Consider the following 19763-nt stretch of genomic DNA (forward strand, 5'->3'; position numbering starts at 1 on the left):
GCAATTTTTATTGGTTACCACCAAGCCTCAACTTGTACACCGTAGTTGATGGTGTCGTTACTCTTATTGTTGTCAAAAGAGTCACCCTCATTGTCTTTCAAATAAGTCGCGAAGAATCGAATTTCTGGACGAGCAAAGAAAGACTCTCCCGTAGAGATAGCATGTGCAATAGTGAATTTTGTACCACTAAACTTGTCTTCAGAGCCTGAATCCCACGTTTTTTCTTGGTCAAAGTAGCCTACTTCTAACATGGTCTTGTTGTATGACGACCAGTTGTAAGTTGGGCGAGCTACAAACGAGAACAACTTTTCCTTATCTAACCAGTCACCATGATCTTTCACGTTGCCGTAAGTTAAAACATGATTGATCAAGACATTTTCGCCTAAGTTCAAATCACCAGTGCTGATAAAACGGAACCCTTTTGCATCGCTGACATCACCACTCCAGATGTCATACCATCCACCACCTTGTGAGATAGCGTTCTGTGCAAGCCCTTTGTCCATATATTGGAGTACAAACTTGTTATACCCCAACGCGAAGCTCTGGCTAAGTTCAGCAGTTACCATTAGACCGTTATCGAAGTTTTCAGCGGCGTCTTCTTGCTCATCAGTTGGGTTAACCATTGCATAGTCAACACCGAACTCAGTCCAAGATCCTTCCCATGGGCTAAACCCGGCGTAACGTAGATCTAAGAAGTAAGTATTCAGATCTCCGTAACTCGTTTTATTGCCAGTATTATCCCACTCGGCCAACTCATTATCAGCTCGGATAACCGCTGCTGAAACCGCACCGGTATTTAACTTTATATTTTCGATACCCACACCGTATCCAGAAATATTCCAGTACTTGGTATCTATAATGTGAATATCATGACGTTGATAAAAGCGTTTACCAGCCCAGATAACGGCATCAGGTGAAGCAGGAATATAACCCTTAGCTTGAACATTTAACTGTTTAATTCCAAAGTTAGCGCTGTCATCTTTACTATTTTCAGACTCTAGGTTCCCGTCCGATGACATTTCAAACATACTTTCAAAGTACATTGAACGACCATCTGCATTGAATAATTCTTGGCCTAATCCAATTTCTGAATAAGTGTCAAACTCATTGCCCAAACGGCCCAATGTCGTTTTATTAAACTCATCGCCTCCCTTGGTACCGCCTCCATCAGCACTGGCTCCCAAACCAGCACGTACGTAACCGTAGAAATCGACTGCTGAAACTTGAGTGGCGAATAAAGAACCTAAAATAGCGACTGTCAATGTTGCTTTTTTCATTTTAATTTCCTTTTGTATTACTTTTGAGTTATTGGCTGGGTAAATATCGCCATATCCTTTGTTTAGGCAATACTTACCCGTAAGATGAATTTCATCTTATTTATAAATATTGTTATTCATTGCCCGCCTAAATAATCAGGCGGGAGAGTTATTTATTATTTTGGAGAACGATAACTTTATAGGGTTGAAGTGTAATATTTTCCTCAATATCGTCACCTGAATTGGCATTTACCCAATTCCCGTGCGGAACTTTCAAATCTCGCGGCTCATTCAAAAAGTTCATAATGAACAAATAGCGAGACTGTTCGTCCTCACGAGTTGTCACTGACACTCCGTAAGGCACGTTTTCAATTGGCTTGCGAATACCATGTAAATGAGCAAGAGAGATGTAAAACAATTCGTTAAACTCTGTCTCTGTACGAGCAGCGATGTAGTAAGCACAACCTTTACCAAGCTGGTTCTTAGTAATGACAGGGCAACCATCAAATAGATCCTCGCGGTAATAAGCCAAAGCTTCTGCCGTCTCTAAATGAATATGTTCCATTAAGTGCTTGGCCTTAAATTCACCACTGAAGCCAAAACCAGAGTGCGTTTCCATTTCAAACAATACGCGTTCATGGTCATAGAGTGAGTCAATCTCTTCAGCCCAAATACCTAATGTGCGGCGCAATGGGCTGCCTTCTCCACCAGGGAAACCTCCCAAGAAGCACAAATCATTCTGATCAACGATGCCACTCCAATAAGTCGCGACTAACGTCCCACCCTGCTCCACAAACGCTTCCAGACGCTCTGCTACGCCAGGTTTTAGTAAGTACAGCATAGGCGCAACAATGACCTTGTAGGGAGTAAAATCACATAGCTGCTCTATGATGTCGCAGCTAATACCTTGCTGCCAAAACCCTCGATAATGGTCACACACGGTTTGCTCGTAATGCATGCCTTCATTGCGAGGACCTGAAGCATCATCCATTGCCCAACGGTTTTCCCAATCAAAAATGATCGCCACTTCGGCCTGCGTGTTCGTTCCCGCCACATCATTAATTTGTTTAAGATACTCACCGACGGCTGTCACTTCTCGGCCAGTACGAGTATTTGCATGACCAACGTGGTCAATGACCGCACCATGGAACTTCTCCACAGAGCCGCGGCTTTTTCGCCACTGGAAGTACTGAACAGAATCTGAACCATGAGCCACTGCTTGCAATGAGGAAAGTAGATGAACACCGTCTTTTTTGAGCTTAGTGATTGGCTGCCAGTTGGTTTGGCTTGGGGTTGATTCCATCAGTAAAAACGGCTGGTTTTTCAGTGTACGCATCAAATCATGGTACATCCCGGTATAGCAAGCTAGCGCAACCTCATCGCTGTCGCGGTGCCAAAGTGGATAGCTGTCCCAAGAAACAACATCAATTGACTTCGCGAGTTCCCAGTAGTTGTAGTCGTAGAAATACTCCATAAAGTTTGCTGTTGTTGGCAACTCAGGATTTATCGCTTTAAGTGGTGCAATCTCGTGTTCACAGAAGTTGGAGACGCGATCGGTACAAAACCGTTTCCAGTCCAACTTAAGTGCGTGAACTGAGTTCTCACCAACGGGAGATGGCGACTCAATCTGTTCCCAACTGGTATAGGTGTGACTCCAAAAAGCACTCCACCACAGCTTATTAAGATTGTGTAGAGAGCCGTATTTGTTTTTCAGCCAGAAACGAAACTCTTCTTGGCAGTAATTACAGTGACAATCGCCACCATATTCGTTTGAGACGTGCCAGCCTATCACCGCAGGATGTTGACTGTAACGTTCAGCCAATTTAGCGTTCATGATGCTTACTTTCTCACGATAATTAGGTGAGTTGTAACAATGGTTATGACGCTCTCCATGCAGCTGTTTAACGCGTGCGCTGTTGACTCGAAGTACGTCAGGGTATCGTTCAGACAACCATGCAGGACGCGCACCACTCGGTGTCGCCAGGAATACAGAAATCCCATTTTCTGCCAAGTTATCCAGTACGTTATCCAGCCATTCAAACTGAAACTCACCTTCTACAGGTTCAAGAGCAGACCAACTGAAGATACCGACAGACATAACGTTGCAATTCGTCTGCTTCATCAGTTCAATATCTTTCGCTAAAATATCTGGTCTGTCTAACCATTGCTCAGGGTTGTAATCTGCTCCATGGAGCAAGCCTTTTATCTTGGGAATGATGTGTTTTTTATTGTTCATTATTGACCTTTAAATACTTTCAAAGACGGTAGTGCGTTACCTTCAAAATCAAATAGCGCTTGGTTCTCCCATGAGTTGCCCATGTCCCATTTGTCCCCGCTATAGTCCATGCCAGCGCCCGTTGACCAGGTTGCCCCATTGATTGGTAACCATGCAGGCTCCCAGTAATAAATCCCCAGGCCTTGTTCGTTAGGCAGTTCATTCAGCAGCGTCATGATGTCAGCCAGGTATTGCGCCTGACCTTCAATTGAAACACTGTATCCCTCAATCGGTCCTGCCTCGGAGTAGCTATTACCTAACGCATCACCATTTTCAGTAGTAAACGGGAAAGACGTTTCGACTAAGACAACCGGCTTGTTGTAGCGACTGATGACGTCATTCATATTGGCTTTTACTTTATCGATTGAACCGTGCCACCACGGGTAGTAAGACATACCAATCACATCAAAATCGACACCACGTTGGGTGATTTCATCAAACCACCAACGGAATAGACCGTTGTCACCTGCTTCAGCGAGGTGCAACATGATTTGAATGTCTTTACCACTGTCATTGTCATGCACCGCTTGGATGCCGGTTTTTAAAAGAAGTGATAGACGGTCGAATTCCTTACCATCTTGACCCCAACTTTTCCCTTCAGGCCAAAGCATGCCACCATTCAGTTCGTTACCAACTTGAACCATGTCTGGTACGACACCAGCAGCTTGGTGTGCTTTCATCACCTCTGCTGTATAGTCGTAGACTTTCTGTGTTAGATTCTCAAACGTAAGTTGCTCCCACTCTTTTGGCTTTTGTTGCTTTTTAGGATCAGCCCAAAAATCGCTGTAATGGATATCAAGTAGGAATGACATACCGTTTGCTTGTGCGCGTTTACCAAGCTCAATGGAACGTTCTAACGTGTTATTACCACCACCAAATACTTCACCAGTAGCTGACATCGGGTCTACCCACAAACGTGCGCGGATAGAATTAACCCCACTATCTTTTAATATTTTAATCAGGTCTTCTTCATTACCATCTTGGTAATATTTTCCACCTAATTTTTCTATTTCCGGCAACATGGAAATATCCATACCACGAATAAAATCAGCTCTCAGCTTAGGAGCAGTTATAACAATATTATCCGTATCAGAATTAATATCAGAGCTATTATTATTTGAAGAATTTACAGATTGACAGCCAGCCAAAGCCACTGCCGCACTAATAAGTGCAACCTTAAATTTTGTGTTCATATCTTTCTCTCTAGTATTAGCCTTTGGTACTACCTGCTGTTAAGCCAGATACAAAGTATTTTTGTAGTGATAGATAAAGAAGCGCTACAGGTATTGAAATAAGCACCGCACCTGCTGCATATGTGGTATAACTCGCCCCCATTTTTTCTACGACCAAATTATATAACCCGATTGGCAACGTATAATTTTCAGGCGTTCTTAAAATCGTTGTTGCGAGAATAAAGTCGCCTAGTGGCCCCGTGAAAGAGAACAATGCCACTACCGCAATAATTGGTTTTGAAATTGGTAGTATAATTTCCAAAAAAATACGAATATTACTCGCGCCATCCATTTTTGCCGACTCATCAAGATCTTTAGGTATCGCGTCCAAGTAACCTTTCATTAAATACGTGTTCATCGGGATCATACCGCCAACATAAACCAGTACTAATGCAAGATGGCTATTAATTAATCCCAACATCTGCGCTAGGACAAATATCGCAATCAGGGCAGAGAATTGAGGGATCATCTGCAACAGAAGGAACAGCATTAGACCATTTTTCCTGCCTTTAAAACGAAAGCGTGAAAACGCATATGACGTACATGACACACTGATCAACGTCAGTACCATGGTCAAAAAGCTGATTTTCAAACTATTCCAGAACCAAGTCAGGTAAGCCACTTTGTCATTAGCAAACAAAGTTGCATAGTGACTCAAAGTCGGTTTATCCGGGAAAATGGACTCACCCATAATACTGTTACCCGGATAGAACGACGCACCAACCGTCCACACTAACGGGTAAATAATGATTACTGATACCAACAAAATCAGGCCGTAACTCAATGTCAATCGGATGCGATTACTACGTTTAATACTCATATTGTTATCTCGCTTCTTCTTTGAACGACTTAGTCATCCGGAATTGCCAAAGCGCAATGCCCACAACGAAAATCGACAATAATAAAGTGATTGCAGATGCAATACCGTATTGCGATGAGGACATCGTCAGTTTGTAAATCCATGACACCAAGATATCGGTGCCGCCCGCGTTGCTACCAATAACAGCAGGACCACCATTGTTAAACAGATAAATAATATTGAAGTTGTTGAAGTTAAACGTATATTGAGTAATCAAAATTGGAGCAATTGAGTACAGTACCAGTGGTAAAGTAATGGTTCTTAACTGCTGGAATTTGCTTGCACCGTCCATCGTCGCAGCTTCATAAAGATCATTAGGGATCGCCTGTAGAACCCCCGTTGTCATGGCGAATACAAACGGAAACCCTAACCAGGTTTGGATCATGATGAGCGCGACTTTCGTCCAGAACGGGTCTGTAAGCCAAGCTTTAGGCTCAATACCAAAGAAGTCGAGGATCACGTTGTTGATGACACCAAAGCTGTCATTAAACATCCCGGTAAAAATAAGGATGGTAACAAAGCCAGGTACCGCCCAAGGAAGAATAAAGATAGTACGGATCAGAGGCTTAAATTTAAGGTCTTTTTGGTTCACCAGAATCGCCAGCAGAACCCCGACTGTACATTGCAATGTTGATGCAACTAATGTCCAAACGACCGTCCACTGCAACACATCGATAAAGGTGTTACGCCACAAGTTAATTTGGAAAATGTTGAAGAAGTTCTTCAATCCAACCCAGTCAACCAGCTTCGCAGGTGGTGAGTTGTATAGGTTGTAGTTGGTAAAACCAATCGCAAAACCGAAGATGATCGGAAACACAACAACAAAGACTAAAAGGATAAAACCCGGGCTAATCATCAGGTACGGGAAGCCAGCATTTATAACATTGCGATACTGTACACGCAGTGAGTTCAGTGGGCGGCCTTCATCAAGTCGTTGACCGTTTTTGTATGCGTCATTAATGCTGAGTACATAAACCGCTAAACCAAATACCACCACTAACGAAGCAATAATACCTTCTGCGAGTAGGAAAACTGAGTTGTCCTCTGGTAGGTTTTCTCCAAGTGTTAAAAGGCCCCACATACCGTGGGCAATAAAATCACGAGTTACTGCATAAAAACTTGTTAGCAAGATGAAGAACATCATGCCTTTTACAAACTGTCGATTATAAAACTGGCCAAAGCGGGAATTAACGCAAGTAAAGAGGCAATAAACCGTTGGGATCGATATAACCCCGGGTTATGCTCAAAATGTTCACTCATGTCAGACATCACTTACAACTCCATTTCGGAAAACTTCTGGCGTCTGTCAGCCCCAGACCAGAAAGGTATATAGGGCCGACAATTACTGTCGCCAGAACAATATCTTTGAATTATTGACCCATCATTGCGTGGTTAGCTTCGATTTGCATATTGATGCTGTCTACCGCGGAGTCGAGTGCACTTTTCGCATCTTGTTTATTCGTTGCGATCAACTGAAGCGCGCTGTTCGCAGGACCCCACACTTCATTCATTTCAGGAATAGAAGGCATAGACGTAGCGTGAATGGATTGCATTGCTACAGCACTTGCACCCGGGTCATTCTTGATAACAGGATCGTCGATCAATTTTTTCACTGCTGGAACCTCTCCAGTTAGCTCAAAGCGGCGCTTGGCGTTGTCATAATTATTAACGAACGTAATAAACTCTTGCGCTAATGGTTTATTCTTCGAGAAAGTGGAGATGCTGTAACTCTTAACCCCCATAAATGAACCCATTTGCTCACCAGATGGTAATTTCGGAAGTGGTGCTACACCATAGTTGATGCCCGCTTCTTTGTATGGCTGGAGCGCCCAAGGACCTGTTTGAACAATCGCGGCTTTGCCCGATGTGAATAGTGAATCGATGGCATTAAGCCCGTTATTACCAATAATGCCCGTAGGAAATACTTTTGACTCATAGAACTTCTGAATGAATTTTGCTCCTTCTACAGCTCCTGGAGTATTCAGTAATATTTTATTTGGGTTGTATGAGCCGTCGTCGTTTTTAGCAAAAACATCACCACCCATACCGTTTAAAATTCCGTAGGTGTAATAAAGTTCATCCCATTTTGCCAGTAAGCCGTATTTTTTATCCTCACGAAGCTTCTTGGAAAGCTCAAATATTTCGTCCATCGTATCAGGCAATTCAGAAATAAGATCTTTGTTATAAACCATAAATACCGTTTCAACAGATTTAGGTAAACCGTAAAGCACACCATTGTAAGTCAATGCATTAATAGAAGATTGACTAAATGTATCGGTAACAGCTTTATCGACCTGAATTGGAGCAAGTAAACCTTGGATAACAGCACCACCAATCTGATCATGTGGAATCAAGACGACGTCAGGTCCAGTACCCGCTGGGCCGTCCATACGTAGAGATTCGACCTGACCACCATAAGGCATTTCAAGCACATTCACTTTTACATCGTGTTGTTTTTCAAACGCTGCTACCGCTTCTTCATTACCAAAAGACTTTTGAATGTCTTCCCAGACTAATAAGGACTGCTGCGCCAACACCATCGGTGAACAAAATAGAGCAGTAACTGCGATAGCAGATAGTTTTTTACTAAATTTATTATTATCCATAAAATTTCACGCCTTCGTTTTTGGTAAAAAATAAAATTTATGGTGCAAATATGCTCCTTTGTGTTATTTTTTCCATACAGGCTATTCATTGATGTGATTTGAATCACTATACCTATTAGTTATTGTGATAAAACAAACAAGTAAAAATAAAATTTACTAAATAAAAGACGAATTAGATCACATACTTTATTCATTATCATTTAAGAGGAATTTAAAATGTCTTCGATCCAATTATCCAATGTCGTAAAACGTTTTGACGATACCCAAACCATTCATAACGTAAACTTGTCGATAGAAGAAGGCGAGTTTGTGGTGTTTGTTGGTCCGTCAGGCTGTGGCAAATCAACACTCTTGCGTATGATTGCTGGCCTGGAAGATATCAGTGATGGGGCGATATCCATTTCCGGAAATGTCGTTAACGACACTCCGCCATCAGAACGAGGAGTAGCGATGGTATTTCAGTCTTATGCTCTGTACCCGCATATGACCGTCGAGGAAAACATGGGTTACTCATTAAAAGTAAACAAAGTGCCAAAAGAAGAGCGAGAGAAAAAAGTAAAGTTGGTCGGTAAAGCACTGCAGTTAGAGCACCTGCTCGATCGTAAACCAGCCCAACTATCAGGCGGCCAACGTCAGCGCGTTGCTATCGGTCGCGCAATCGTTCGAGATCCTGAAGTATTTTTGTTTGATGAGCCGCTATCAAACCTTGATGCAGAACTGCGTGTGGATATGCGTCTGCATATTGCAAAGCTACACCAAGAGCTTAAGTCAACCATGGTCTATGTAACGCACGACCAAGTCGAAGCCATGACATTAGCGGACAAAATAGTCGTGCTTCGTGATGGCAAAGTGGAACAAGTTGGCTCACCAATGGATCTGTACCATAATCCTATTAACAGATTTGTGGCCGGATTTATTGGCTCACCTAAGATGAATTTTCTTCCTTGCAGCGTTGAAGCGTGGGATGAAACCAGCTTGACAGTAAGGTTGCATGTGGGCGGCTCAATCACCTTACCAATAAAAACAGCTCAGATTGAAATAGGTAAAAAGTTAACATTAGGTATTAGACCAGAGCACCTCACAACAAATCCAGATATGATCACACTCGCCTTCCAATGTGAAGTGGTTGAAAGACTGGGCGGAATGACGTACATCTTTGGGCAATGTGGCGGCGTGGATGACTTCAAATACCTTCATCATGGGGACACGCAAGTCCAACCTGGTGAGTCAATTTCGCTATTTACATCACTTTCCCATTTACACATTTTTGAACCTGATGGAAACGTCATTACATTTGATTCTGTACAATCAACGCATTAACGTTTTAACGCCAAAGAGCATTCAAAATGCTCTTTGGCATGATAGAGCCGTCCAATAAATATACTATAGGGTAATCTTTTGGCTACACTCAAAGACATTGCACAAAGAGCGAATATTTCTACTTCAACTATTTCTCGCTTTCTTAATGAAGACCCTACTTTGTCTGTAAGTGAAGACAAAAAGCGGGCGATTTTGGAGGCGGTAGAGGCTCTTGGTTATCAATCCCCTAAACGCAGTAAAAAACAGTTTGTTCATCATGAAGTAGCCAAAACGAACGAGCCAGATGGCATACGTGATGTTGTTATGTTGAACTTTTTAACTCCCACGCAGGAAATAGACGACCCGTATTTCACTTCTATTCGTGCTGGCATTCAAAATCGTTGCTTAGAAAAAGGCGTCGATTTAAGAACACTTCATTTAGACCAGATCGATACTAATATAAATCTAATAGAAAACGCTCCAGCCGTCATTGCAGTCGGACATTTCTCCAAGCATGTTGTGGATACCTTATATCAAGCTAACCACAATATTATATTTGTTGACTCGAACCCTTTAGGTAGCAAAACCGATGCAGTTTTAATTGACCGGTTGGCGTTGTCCAATGAGGTTATGCAAAATGTACTAAAAAGCCGTTGTAAACGACCTGCTTTTATTGGTAATAACGAAGAGCGCTTACATACTTTTCGTAAAGTCACCAAAGAAAACGGCTTGTACCACGATGCATTATGTAAAGTGAGTAAAGAGTATTGCATCGAGTCGGGGTATCAAGCAATGAAAGAAATGCTACAACTCGATGAACTTCCTGACGTGGTCTACGCTGCGACAGATATGGTGGCCGTTGGTGTTTATCGAGCCATTTATGAGGCTGGTTTAACCATTCCAGGGGACATACAAGTTATCGGAACCAATGATATCTCGTCAGCCCGACATATGAGCCCAAGCCTCACTACAATGCGACTGTTCCCGTTTGAAATGGGAGAAGTAGCAATTGATATGTTCATTGAAAAAATGGAAGGCAGAAAATACAAAAAAACGGTTTTATTTGGTCATGAATTTATATGGCGAGACAGTTTTAAAATTAACTAGCTTCGAGCTAAATTATGACTCTGCAATACATCAAGGATGATGAATTTTATTTGAAACATTTTCACATAGATCATAGTCACAGTTATCTAAGTAAATTTACTTAGATAATTTATCCATAATCACAACTACGTAAATCACCTTACTAAAATAATCACCAACACTTTTATACATCACCTCAATACTAAAATCCGTTGCTATATTCTTTACGCTTAAAAAACAAAAAACGTGAATATATAAAAACGGTGACACGATGAACAATACCTTAAAAATACTAACAATCTTCGGCTCATTAGTAGCCTCGACCCATTCTAACGCGTTTGTTAAAGGCGCAGATATTAGTTGGATAACTCAGATGGAAGACAATGGTTACGAGTTCTACAACGATTGGGGATATCGACAAGATGTCCTTTCAATATTGCGAGACCATGGTATGAACGCAGTACGTCTTCGTGTTTGGGTAAATCCCAGTGATGGATATTACAGCTCGCTGGATGATGTAATTGTCAAAGCGCAGTGGGCCAAAGATGCAAACATGGACGTGATGATTGACTTCCACTACAGCGACACTTGGGCCGATCCAGGCAACCAGTGGAAACCTGCAGCATGGCAACAACTGAGCTTCGAAGATTTAATGGGACAAGTATGGTCTTACACTAGAGATTCTCTCAACACCTTAAAAGCTGCTGGTATAACACCAAAATGGATTCAAGTCGGTAATGAAACTAACAACGGAATGCTATGGAATGAAGGAATGGCTTCAAGCAACATGCGTAACTATGCGTGGTTGTTTAATAGCGGACGCAACGCAGCCAAAGAAGTATTCCCAGATGCTAAGGTCATTGTCCACTTAGCAAACTGTCACGACAACGCTAATTTCAGGTGGATTCTTGATGGCTTACAATCCAATAGTGCTTGGTGGGATGTTATTGGCGCATCATCTTATCCCAAGAATGCAACAGGCCTTACTTGGCAAGAAGCAAACAATCAATGCCTCTCTAATCTCAATGATTTGGTCGATCGCTACGGTACTGAAGTCATGATCACTGAAATTGGCGTGCCTTGGGATGAACCTCAAGCAAAGACTATCGTTGCCGATATGATCCAAAAAGTACGTCGTGTTAATCAAAATAAAGGCATTGGGATTTTCTATTGGGAGCCACAGGCATATAGTTGGCAAGGTTATACCTTGGGTGCATGGGATCCGAATACGCGCCAGCCTACTCAAGCTCTTGATGCTTTTCTTGAATAACTCAAAAACGTTACCCAGAGTCGTCCAACAAAATCATGTGCCACCAAGAGGTGCTGGATTTCTTTAATAAGAAACGAACCACCATCATCGCCTGGCGGAAGAACCGCAACTTCCCAGAGCCAATTAGCAAATCACCGCTGCGTTGGATTCGCGCAGCGGTGATGGAATGGGTTGAGCATGAAGGTGGGTTTAAGGCTGGGGTTTAGGGTGCTTTTCCTAAATCACTTGAGCAGCGGGAATCACTCGTAAAATATTGTCATGTGAATTACGATCGCTTACCTAACCCAGGTGCACCACCTGGCACAAATAAACTAAATTTGGTTTCAAAGTCACCACCAAGGGCACTCCCCTGAGAGCGATCTCGTTTTCTCTGCTCTTTCAATTTTTTGTGTTCTGCTTCTACTTTCTTCTGTAAGTCAGTATCAGCCATAATTTCGGAAGCTTCGAGGATTTTTTGCTTAAGAACGTGCGACACTACAATTTGACGGTTTAAGTTCTTTTCAGATACTAGTTGTGTCAACGCGATTTCTCGTTCTAGCTGCAACACCATTTCTTCAAGATCTGATTGAATGTATTTCGAATCTGTAGCCAAACGAAATTTCTTCGAGTTTTTAGGTAAAGGTTGTCTTAATGCCCATTCGTAAGTTCCCTGAACTGAAGCACGTGCCCGTCGCTTCTTTTTGGATAATTGAGCTCTAAACGAGGGCTCAATTTTCAGAAAGTATTTTTTACAATTTAATTGATGATGATTCCTTTCAGTGTTGCAAGAAAATAGCTCATCACAGCCGCTACATTTAAATTGCTCCATAGCATCTCCTTCATATCGATGCTGCGTTAAGGTGAATAACGCAATACCGAAGTTGCTGCATACCACCTTAATCAATAAATTCAACGCATAGCAAAAATACCACACGTTGCGCCCCCTCTTAAACGAGTTCTTAGGCGACTGGAGTTGGAACTTTATTCAATACAACTAAGAGAGCTAAAATACTCGAAATGAATAAAGCCAAATAAGGCCCCCATACAAGCCACCTTCTCTTATCAAACAGTAATAAGTAGTCAGATAACGACGGTGGATCGATTTTTATTTTCACGCCTTCAGTAGGAGGAACAAATTCCCCACCAAGAAAAAGAGAATTAATACTATTCTCAATTTCATGAGACCTAGATATAAGCTTATATTCCACAGTACGGATACCAAACTCAAACCAAGCAATAGGCATCAAAATAAAGCCTGATAATAAGACAATTTCGCATGAGTTGTTCTTGAATGCATAAGCTATCAATGCACTCCAAATCGCAACTCCCCACATTCTAACTTTCCATGCTGTTTCAGCATTATTTTTAGCAATATTTTGAGTCAACTCCCAAGATTTTAATAGTACATCTTTTATACTACTTTCGTCCATAATTAGTCCTCTAAATATTTTGTAAGAATCCTAGCATTATTACTACTATCAAAACCACTACTTAGAATACTTAGTATAAGATCTGTAAAATGGTTCTCCATAAAATTCATTAAATCTTCACCTTCTTCTGTGTAATTTTTATCAGATAGCGCACTATAAACACCAAGTGAACTATGAAGGCACTCCAAAACATTACTTTGATAACTTGACATGCTGGATTTATCAGCACGATTAATTATAATCAAAGCATGAGCTTCATTATTTGCTCTTTTATTGAAAAAATTTTTTATAACTTGCTCATATATTGAATCAAAAAGAACTTTGACTCTTTTTCGCATTTTATATGACTTTTGTTGACGATCATCACTTTCATAGTATTCAAAAAAAATTTCTGATAGCGCTGCAATCATGTTGTCATTTATCATACTTTGCCTTTCGATACATACTCATAAACACTTTGAAGCAATAACCCAGCTTCACTTGAATAAGGATCCACTCCCAAGTCAACATTTAGCCCTCTTACACTAGAATCATAAAATGATTGTAGCAACAGAAAGTCCGATAAAATATCATCAGAAGCTACCATTTTTTTCATACATTCTACTTTATTAAACTCAAATATACCCATATTAGCTAAAGAAAAAATACAATAATTTTTCACCATAGGAAAAATATTCACCAATGGCAAGTAAAACTTGCCATTAAAAATAGAGATATCCTTATATATTTCAATGTCAGATTTTATTTTATCTATCTCTTCGCAAAAGCTGCTCTTCAATTTGAAATTTTCAACATATCCTGCCCATAAATCCTCATTTCCGTAAAGAAGAAATCCTTGTTTAAAAATATGATAAAGAAACAAACTTCCCATTCTAAAATACTTTTCAAACTGGCAAAAATCGTATTCAATGTAATTAACCGGCAAGCCAGGCAAATCGTATTTATCTAATATAAGGTCTGCATCTCTGATATTACAGTCGATGAGTAGCACGTCAATATCACTATTTTTGTGTGAATCACCTCTTGCTACTGAACCAAAGATCACTACAAACGAATTTTTATTCAAATTTACACCCAACTACACATAAATTACCTAACGCCACATTAAGGTCTGAACAACGCAAGCACCCACCTAAAATATTACACCTTAAACAATAAAGCCGATTCAAACCAAAACCGCCAAGCGTTGCGAATCCGTCTTAAAGCGTTTGTTAGCTTATTCAAAATTGGTGAAATTTTCTTCTACTTTTAAAACTAACGGAAGATCGTTTTGTAGAATGAGCTTTGATCGGTACTTATCCAACAATTCAATAACAGCAGAAACATCTCTGAATTTCTTTAACGCTAGTTTAGCTGTAGACTTAAATGCTTCAATTTTTATTATATGTTCATTTTTATCATGATTAAATCTTACTGCACTATCTACTGTTCTTTTCCCTGTTTTTGTAACACTGCGTCGCTCTTTTAGCATAGGTGGATTTTTATGACCAGGCTTATCACTTATTTCACCTTCAGCAGGAAGCGTCACCCAATAACACTCCTTATAGCTATATGTTTCAACAGTATTTTTATCTGGCAAAGGGGTGTATTTTATGCCATCAACATTAAGAGACACCTCATCAAAATAGTAAGACTTAATGAATTCAGGATGATTTAAATATGAGGTTAATTCGGATATGGCTTCAATACATGATTGTTTTAGATCTTTATACAGAGGCTCTATCAAATTATATTTATCTTCCACATTTCTAAGAACAATATCTTTCCCTCCAGAATTAGAAATAAACATAATGATTTCACAGGCTCTCAAAAAATCCGGAATATAACTTAACCGATTTTCGCAATTGCAAATATACCTCAACAAGTAGCAACTTCTGTACCATGCTCTTTCACTCAAAACATATGTAGAGTCTTCCATTAAAGAATAAGCTGTTATCTCTATACTTTCTAGCTCAATATATTTATCTGATAACATTGCTAAACTTACTTCTTCTTTAATGATACTTCTTATAGTAACGGGAAGCTCATCAAGTTCAGAAAGGACTGTTGCTAATTGTATTTTCATTTGAGAAATATCATTTGCCATTGCTTGTAAGTATTCTCTAGAGCGAACATTTGACAAAGTATTTTCAATTGCACCAAATGCACCTACAACAGCGCTCCCAATCGTCGCGATAGAAACAGGATCAAAGAGCCTTGGCTGTATTTCTAATTCCTCGTTAATATTCATAAAAACTCCTTTGAAAGTGTGTAGACCGAACCCCACGTTAAGGGAGAGCAGGCACGCAATACAAAGTTACCGCATAATGCCTTAGACACAAAACCTAACGCATATTAAAAATGTCACGCGTGCAAAACCCCTCTTAAAGGCTTTGTTATAAGATTAATTTACAATCGCAGGATCTTTGTATTTGCGTACAAAGATGTAATTTGGTGTCCCACACCAAATAATTGGTTTTCCCTCACCTTCACCACTAAAATAACAGTTACCCGCAACCAAAACATGTGCTCCCAAAAGGTCCTCTAGATCGTCGACCTCGAAAAGTTCTTTAAAATCATCTGAAATATCTTCGAATATTGCAACTGAGGCAGACATATACTCAGAGCTCGAATTTAGCCAAATTTTTCCATCACTGGATTCTCGCGCAGATGCTATTGGTCCCCAGTAAAAATTAGTTTTACCATGATGTATATCTTTCTCAATTTGATTAAACCCAAAGACAATATCTTTAACGTGACCACTAAGCATTATTTCTTCGTTATTTCGATAGAAAATTATATTGCTTTCAGAATTTCGAAAATCTTTACTTTTAACCAAACGATGAAGTATTCGTCTGAGGGTAAATTGCTGCGCAGAACGTCGATTCTTATCTTTTAGAACATAACGCTTCCCCCCTTCTCCTAAGCCAGGCAATGGAGGCTTAGATACCTCTGCAACATCAATAGCACCGCCTTGCTCTTGGTCTAAACGTACAATAATTGTGTCATCACTCTCTACCTCACCCTCAACTTCCGTAGCATCATCGCGGTGCTCGTCTGATGAAATGTATTGCACTTTTAAATCACATTCTGGGTCATGATGGGCGCAGAAATGAGCTGGATGCCCGTGACGACTCTCTCTTCTATACCACGCAAACTCGCCGCATTCAGTACAAACGAGGCTACGTCTTTTTATGTCAAGCAAACTCGGCTCGAGTTCGTTAAATTTCGAAATTTCCCAAGTTTTTCCGTCTTGAGTACATTTTGCATATTGCATCAATTACTCCTAATCTAACGAATCGTATAACACTTACTTAGACGACTTATAGCCGCACTTTCTTCCATCATCATGCCGCCTTTCAGTGGTAGGTTCAAAAGCTAATCAGCGAGTTAGTGATCTATGAGACTAATTGGTCAGCAACAAGCAGACTATTTCAATGCGAACGTTTCATGTCCCAACTCTTTTTGCACTTGCGCAAACAACGCTTCTGCAAACTTTTCGTATGCTTCTTTTTGGTCTGATAGCCAATCATGCTTGTTATATATCGCCATTACGCCGACCAGCTCATGCCCGAGTATTTTCTCGGTCACGTGTGGCATGATGCCAAGTCCTGAACAAGTGGTAGAAATACTGCGGCGGAAGTCGTGGGTTCGCCAGTGAGGTAAGTTCAGGTTATCGCGTAACCTTCTTATGTAGCGGTTTGCTGCGGATATGGTGATGTGACTATCCCCTACTCACCACAAACCCGCGTTTTTTCTTTGTTTGGCGGCTGCTTTATGCATCTTTCGTTGCGAGTCAAAGCGTTGAGTGGTCTAATACTGGTATCGGTTCCCTAAACGGTAAGTAGAATGCACCAAGATCATCAGCCCACTTTTTTCTTCTTTGACTATGAGACTTGGGGAACAAACCCGGCAAAAGATAGACCCAGCCAATTTGCTGGCGTTCGCACGGATGAAAACTTCAATATCATCGGTGAGCCTTTAGTAATGTACTGTCAGCCACCAGCTGATTATCTTCCTTCTCCTGAAGCGGCTTTGATAACGGGAATTACGCCACAAAAAGCCGTGCAAGAAGGCCTGCCAGAACCCGAGTTTATTGCCAAGATTCATGCTGAGTTATCCAAACCGAAGACAACCAGCTTAGGCTACAACAGTATTCGCTTTGATGATGAAGTCACACGTTACACCTGCTACCGCAATTTCATTGATCCTTATGCTTGGAGCTGGCAAAACGGAAACTCTCGTTGGGATTTACTGGATGTGATGCGTGCTTGTCATGCGCTGCGCCCAGAAGGCGTTGAATGGCCTGAGAATGATGAAGGCTTTACCAGCTTTAAGTTAGAGCACTTGTCTGTTGCGAACGGCATCGAACACAGCAACGCGCACGATGCGATGGCGGATGTTATCGCGACGATTGAGATGGCAAAAAAGGTGAAAGCCGCGCAGCCTAAGCTGTTCGATTATTTTTTCTCAATGCGCCAGAAACGCAAGCTCAATGAATTGGTCGACATCGTTAATATGACACCGTTAATGCACGTGTCGGGTATGTTGGGTCGTGAATGCCAGTACACCAGTTGGATCGTGCCAGTTGCATGGCACCCAACGAACAACAACGCGGTGATCACGATAGATTTAGCCAAAGATCCTCAGCCGATTCTTGACTTGTCAGCAGAAGAACTACAACAAAGGCTTTATACCAAGAAAGATGAATTGGGTGACTTATTGCCAGTCCCGGTAAAACTGGTTCATCTCAACAAGTGCCCGATTCTGGCGCCAGCGAAAACCCTGACTGCGGAAAATGCCGAGTCGATTGGCATTGATCGCCAGCGCTGTCTAGACAATCTTGCTTTGTTGCGTAAACATCCTGAGATTCGTGAGAAACTCATCGGTGTGTTCTCTATCGAGCGTCAGTTTGATAAGAGTGACGATGTGGACACTCAGCTTTACGACGGATTCTTCTCACCTGCTGATCGCGCTGCGATGGACATTATCCGAGAAACAGACCCCAACAACCTTGCCGCATTGGATATCGAGTTCGATGATAAGCGTATTAAGCCGTTACTGTTCCGTTACCGTGCACGCAATTATCCGAGCACTTTGGATGACCAAGAGCAACAACGTTGGGCATCACACTGTCGCGAAGTATTTGAAAATCAACTTGAAGAGTATATGCTGAACTTAGAAAACTTAGTGCACGAGCACGAAAGTGACGAAAAGAAAATCGCCATACTCAAGTCTGTTTATCGTTACGTTGAGAGTTTGGCTTCGTAATTTTACCTATTCAAGCGCACCCGCTGGTGTGCTTGATCTTTTAATGCTGTCAAAATGATTAAAGATCGATTCTTACAACTGATCCAACTGCTCATCTCCCTCTTTCTTATCATGGGCGCACTTGGGATCGGCCTGACTATTCAAAAATTCACCAACGTTTCAGTACCGGGTAGTGTGATTGGCATGCTGGTATTGTTCTTCTCTATGACACTGGGCATTGTAAAAGTCGAGTGGGTTAAACCCGGCGCGAGCTTGTTTATCCGCTACATGATTTTGCTGTTTGTTCCCATTAGTGTCGGGTTAATGGAGCATTTTGACATGCTGATCGCCAATGCGTTACCCGTCCTTGCTAGTGCGGTTGGTGGCTCCCTTATCGTACTAGTGAGCTTGGCATGGCTATTGGATTACCTGCTAAAGGAGAACTATTAATATGTGGTTAATTGTCACTATTGTTGTTTTCCTGATCGCTCGTACAATCGCTATCAAACTTAACTCACCCCTTGCTAACCCACTGCTTATCTGTATTGCGGTGCTCATTCCTCTGTTGATCTATTTAGACATCCCATACGAGACGTATTACGCAGACAATAGTGTGGTGAGTTTTTTACTGCAACCCGCTGTTGTCGCGCTTGCTTACCCACTTTATGAGCAGTTACCTCAGATTAAAGCGAATTGGCGCATCATTACGTTTGCTTGCACGCTAGGCAGTATTATGTCGATGCTGACGACAACCTTAATTGCGGTAGTGTTTAAAGCCGATATTACCTTGATCGCCAGTTTATTAGGTAAATCGGTGACGACGCCTATTGCAATGGAAATCTCGAGCCACCTTGGCGGTGAGGCAGCCGTTGCGGCGATTCTGGTACTGATTGCTGGGCTGTTAGGGTCTATCATCGCTTATCCCATTTACAACCTTATTGGCATCAAACACCCTATTGCTCGTGGTCTGACGATGGGGACGGTTTCTCACGCGCTTGGCACCGCTACTTGTGCAGAAAAGCAGCCAGAAGATGCCGCCTTTTCCTCACTCGCTTTGGTTTTGTGCGGCATTATTACGTCGATACTGGCACCAAGCTTTTTTGCACTCGCGGTGTGGCTGTATCAATAAGCCTCCAACCTACACGGCTTGTGAAACAACTAAAAAAGAGTTTTACCCTATAATTAACTCGTCATTCTCCACTTCGATGGATAGAGAATCGTTAAACTTGTCGCAGTAAAATG

The 19763-nt window shown here is 41.5% G+C and carries 19 protein-coding genes and 1 pseudogene; 7 read left to right on the forward strand and 13 right to left on the reverse strand.

Annotated elements, in window-relative coordinates; translation table 11 throughout:
- Positions 1 to 14: 14 nt before the first annotated feature.
- From SU60_RS20075 to SU60_RS20100, 6 genes are all read right to left on the reverse strand, one after another.
- Positions 15 to 1277, reverse strand: coding sequence for a maltoporin (locus SU60_RS20075; RefSeq protein WP_041157078.1), 1263 nt, complete (start codon positions 1275 to 1277; stop codon positions 15 to 17).
- A gap of 148 nt (positions 1278 to 1425) precedes the next feature.
- A complete protein-coding gene (locus SU60_RS20080) occupies positions 1426 to 3492 on the reverse strand; it encodes a beta-galactosidase (protein ID WP_041157079.1) in 2067 nt (688 codons plus the stop codon).
- Complete coding sequence (locus SU60_RS20085) at positions 3492 to 4724, reverse strand: glycoside hydrolase family 53 protein (protein ID WP_041157080.1); 1233 nt, start codon at positions 4722 to 4724, stop codon at positions 3492 to 3494. The genes SU60_RS20080 and SU60_RS20085 overlap by 1 nt, the downstream gene beginning before the upstream one ends.
- Before the next feature lie 16 nt (positions 4725 to 4740).
- Positions 4741 to 5583, reverse strand: coding sequence for a sugar ABC transporter permease (locus SU60_RS20090; RefSeq protein WP_041157081.1), 843 nt, complete (start codon positions 5581 to 5583; stop codon positions 4741 to 4743).
- Positions 5584 to 5587: 4 nt separating this feature from the next.
- Positions 5588 to 6766 carry a carbohydrate ABC transporter permease gene (locus SU60_RS20095; protein ID WP_280806736.1) on the reverse strand — a complete coding sequence of 393 codons (1179 nt, stop codon included), beginning with the start codon at positions 6764 to 6766 and terminating at the stop codon, positions 5588 to 5590.
- Between the two features lie 226 nt (positions 6767 to 6992).
- Positions 6993 to 8228 carry an extracellular solute-binding protein gene (locus SU60_RS20100; RefSeq protein WP_041157082.1) on the reverse strand — a complete coding sequence of 412 codons (1236 nt, stop codon included), beginning with the start codon at positions 8226 to 8228 and terminating at the stop codon, positions 6993 to 6995.
- A 216-nt stretch (positions 8229 to 8444) separates the two neighbouring features.
- Between SU60_RS20100 and SU60_RS20105 the strand changes: the two genes are divergently transcribed.
- The 4 genes from SU60_RS20105 to SU60_RS20120 all read left to right on the forward strand — a co-directional run bounded on the left by SU60_RS20105 (position 8445) and on the right by SU60_RS20120 (position 12089).
- Positions 8445 to 9548 (forward strand): ABC transporter ATP-binding protein, encoded by a 1104-nt coding sequence (locus SU60_RS20105; RefSeq protein WP_041157083.1) that lies wholly within the window; start codon positions 8445 to 8447, stop codon positions 9546 to 9548.
- A 78-nt stretch (positions 9549 to 9626) separates the two neighbouring features.
- The gene (locus SU60_RS20110; RefSeq protein ID WP_041157084.1) at positions 9627 to 10634 is read left to right on the forward strand and encodes a LacI family DNA-binding transcriptional regulator; all 1008 of its coding nucleotides are present in this window, start codon (positions 9627 to 9629) and stop codon (positions 10632 to 10634) included.
- Between the two features lie 250 nt (positions 10635 to 10884).
- Positions 10885 to 11883 (forward strand): glycoside hydrolase family 53 protein, encoded by a 999-nt coding sequence (locus tag SU60_RS20115; RefSeq protein WP_041157085.1) that lies wholly within the window; start codon positions 10885 to 10887, stop codon positions 11881 to 11883.
- Between the two features lie 35 nt (positions 11884 to 11918).
- Positions 11919 to 12089, forward strand: coding sequence for a helix-turn-helix transcriptional regulator (locus tag SU60_RS20120; protein ID WP_245228441.1), 171 nt, complete (start codon positions 11919 to 11921; stop codon positions 12087 to 12089).
- Between the two features lie 59 nt (positions 12090 to 12148).
- On the opposite strand, the gene SU60_RS20125 is transcribed toward SU60_RS20120, so the two are convergent.
- From SU60_RS20125 to SU60_RS21505, 7 genes and pseudogenes are all read right to left on the reverse strand, one after another.
- Positions 12149 to 12691: a hypothetical protein gene (locus tag SU60_RS20125; protein WP_041157086.1), complete on the reverse strand. Its 543-nt coding sequence runs from the start codon at positions 12689 to 12691 to the stop codon at positions 12149 to 12151.
- A 130-nt stretch (positions 12692 to 12821) separates the two neighbouring features.
- Positions 12822 to 13292, reverse strand: coding sequence for a hypothetical protein (locus SU60_RS20130; protein ID WP_041157087.1), 471 nt, complete (start codon positions 13290 to 13292; stop codon positions 12822 to 12824).
- 2 nt (positions 13293 to 13294) lie between these two features.
- The gene (locus SU60_RS20135) at positions 13295 to 13717 is read right to left on the reverse strand and encodes a hypothetical protein (protein WP_041157088.1); all 423 of its coding nucleotides are present in this window, start codon (positions 13715 to 13717) and stop codon (positions 13295 to 13297) included.
- A complete protein-coding gene (locus SU60_RS20140) occupies positions 13714 to 14358 on the reverse strand; it encodes a nucleotidyltransferase domain-containing protein (RefSeq protein ID WP_164833059.1) in 645 nt (214 codons plus the stop codon). Before SU60_RS20140 ends, SU60_RS20135 begins: the two co-directional genes overlap by 4 nt.
- Before the next feature lie 150 nt (positions 14359 to 14508).
- Complete coding sequence (locus tag SU60_RS20145; protein ID WP_041157090.1) at positions 14509 to 15522, reverse strand: hypothetical protein; 1014 nt, start codon at positions 15520 to 15522, stop codon at positions 14509 to 14511.
- A gap of 153 nt (positions 15523 to 15675) precedes the next feature.
- A complete protein-coding gene (locus SU60_RS20150) occupies positions 15676 to 16548 on the reverse strand; it encodes a hypothetical protein (protein ID WP_041157091.1) in 873 nt (290 codons plus the stop codon).
- A 152-nt stretch (positions 16549 to 16700) separates the two neighbouring features.
- Positions 16701 to 16991, reverse strand: a pseudogene (locus SU60_RS21505) (tyrosine-type recombinase/integrase); the annotation flags it as partial.
- Positions 16992 to 17120: 129 nt separating this feature from the next.
- Between SU60_RS21505 and sbcB the strand changes: the two are divergent.
- From sbcB to SU60_RS20165, 3 genes are read left to right on the forward strand one after another with little or no spacing between them, the layout of a single operon-like run.
- Entirely contained in the window at positions 17121 to 18542 is a 1422-nt protein-coding gene (sbcB, locus tag SU60_RS20155; protein ID WP_041157092.1) for an exodeoxyribonuclease I, read from the forward strand.
- Positions 18543 to 18596: 54 nt separating this feature from the next.
- Entirely contained in the window at positions 18597 to 18971 is a 375-nt protein-coding gene (locus tag SU60_RS20160; RefSeq protein WP_041157093.1) for a CidA/LrgA family protein, read from the forward strand.
- A gap of 1 nt (position 18972) precedes the next feature.
- Positions 18973 to 19650, forward strand: a complete 678-nt coding sequence (locus tag SU60_RS20165; protein WP_041157094.1) for an LrgB family protein — start codon at positions 18973 to 18975, stop codon at positions 19648 to 19650.
- Positions 19651 to 19763 lie beyond the last annotated feature (113 nt).

It is taken from the genome of Vibrio mytili, assembly GCF_000830505.1.
GTDB classification, from domain to species: Bacteria; Pseudomonadota; Gammaproteobacteria; order Enterobacterales; family Vibrionaceae; genus Vibrio; species Vibrio mytili.

Bases quoted from the DNA above. Each gene is read 5' to 3' on its own strand.
- SU60_RS20075 (WP_041157078.1), bottom strand. From the start codon at position 1,277: ATGAAAAAAGCAACATTGACAGTCGCTATTTTAGGTTCTTTATTCGCC.
- SU60_RS20080 (WP_041157079.1), bottom strand. From the start codon at position 3,492: ATGAACAATAAAAAACACATCATTCCCAAGATAAAAGGCTTGCTCCAT.
- SU60_RS20085 (WP_041157080.1), bottom strand. From the start codon at position 4,724: ATGAACACAAAATTTAAGGTTGCACTTATTAGTGCGGCAGTGGCTTTG.
- SU60_RS20090 (WP_041157081.1), bottom strand. From the start codon at position 5,583: ATGAGTATTAAACGTAGTAATCGCATCCGATTGACATTGAGTTACGGC.
- SU60_RS20095 (WP_280806736.1), bottom strand. From the start codon at position 6,766: ATGATGTTCTTCATCTTGCTAACAAGTTTTTATGCAGTAACTCGTGAT.
- SU60_RS20100 (WP_041157082.1), bottom strand. From the start codon at position 8,228: ATGGATAATAATAAATTTAGTAAAAAACTATCTGCTATCGCAGTTACT.
- SU60_RS20105 (WP_041157083.1), top strand. From the start codon at position 8,445: ATGTCTTCGATCCAATTATCCAATGTCGTAAAACGTTTTGACGATACC.
- SU60_RS20115 (WP_041157085.1), top strand. From the start codon at position 10,885: ATGAACAATACCTTAAAAATACTAACAATCTTCGGCTCATTAGTAGCC.
- SU60_RS20120 (WP_245228441.1), top strand. From the start codon at position 11,919: ATGTGCCACCAAGAGGTGCTGGATTTCTTTAATAAGAAACGAACCACC.
- SU60_RS20125 (WP_041157086.1), bottom strand. From the start codon at position 12,691: ATGGAGCAATTTAAATGTAGCGGCTGTGATGAGCTATTTTCTTGCAAC.
- SU60_RS20130 (WP_041157087.1), bottom strand. From the start codon at position 13,292: ATGGACGAAAGTAGTATAAAAGATGTACTATTAAAATCTTGGGAGTTG.
- SU60_RS20135 (WP_041157088.1), bottom strand. From the start codon at position 13,717: ATGATAAATGACAACATGATTGCAGCGCTATCAGAAATTTTTTTTGAA.
- SU60_RS20145 (WP_041157090.1), bottom strand. From the start codon at position 15,522: ATGAATATTAACGAGGAATTAGAAATACAGCCAAGGCTCTTTGATCCT.
- SU60_RS20150 (WP_041157091.1), bottom strand. From the start codon at position 16,548: ATGCAATATGCAAAATGTACTCAAGACGGAAAAACTTGGGAAATTTCG.
- sbcB (WP_041157092.1), top strand. From the start codon at position 17,121: ATGCACCAAGATCATCAGCCCACTTTTTTCTTCTTTGACTATGAGACT.
- SU60_RS20160 (WP_041157093.1), top strand. From the start codon at position 18,597: ATGATTAAAGATCGATTCTTACAACTGATCCAACTGCTCATCTCCCTC.
- SU60_RS20165 (WP_041157094.1), top strand. From the start codon at position 18,973: ATGTGGTTAATTGTCACTATTGTTGTTTTCCTGATCGCTCGTACAATC.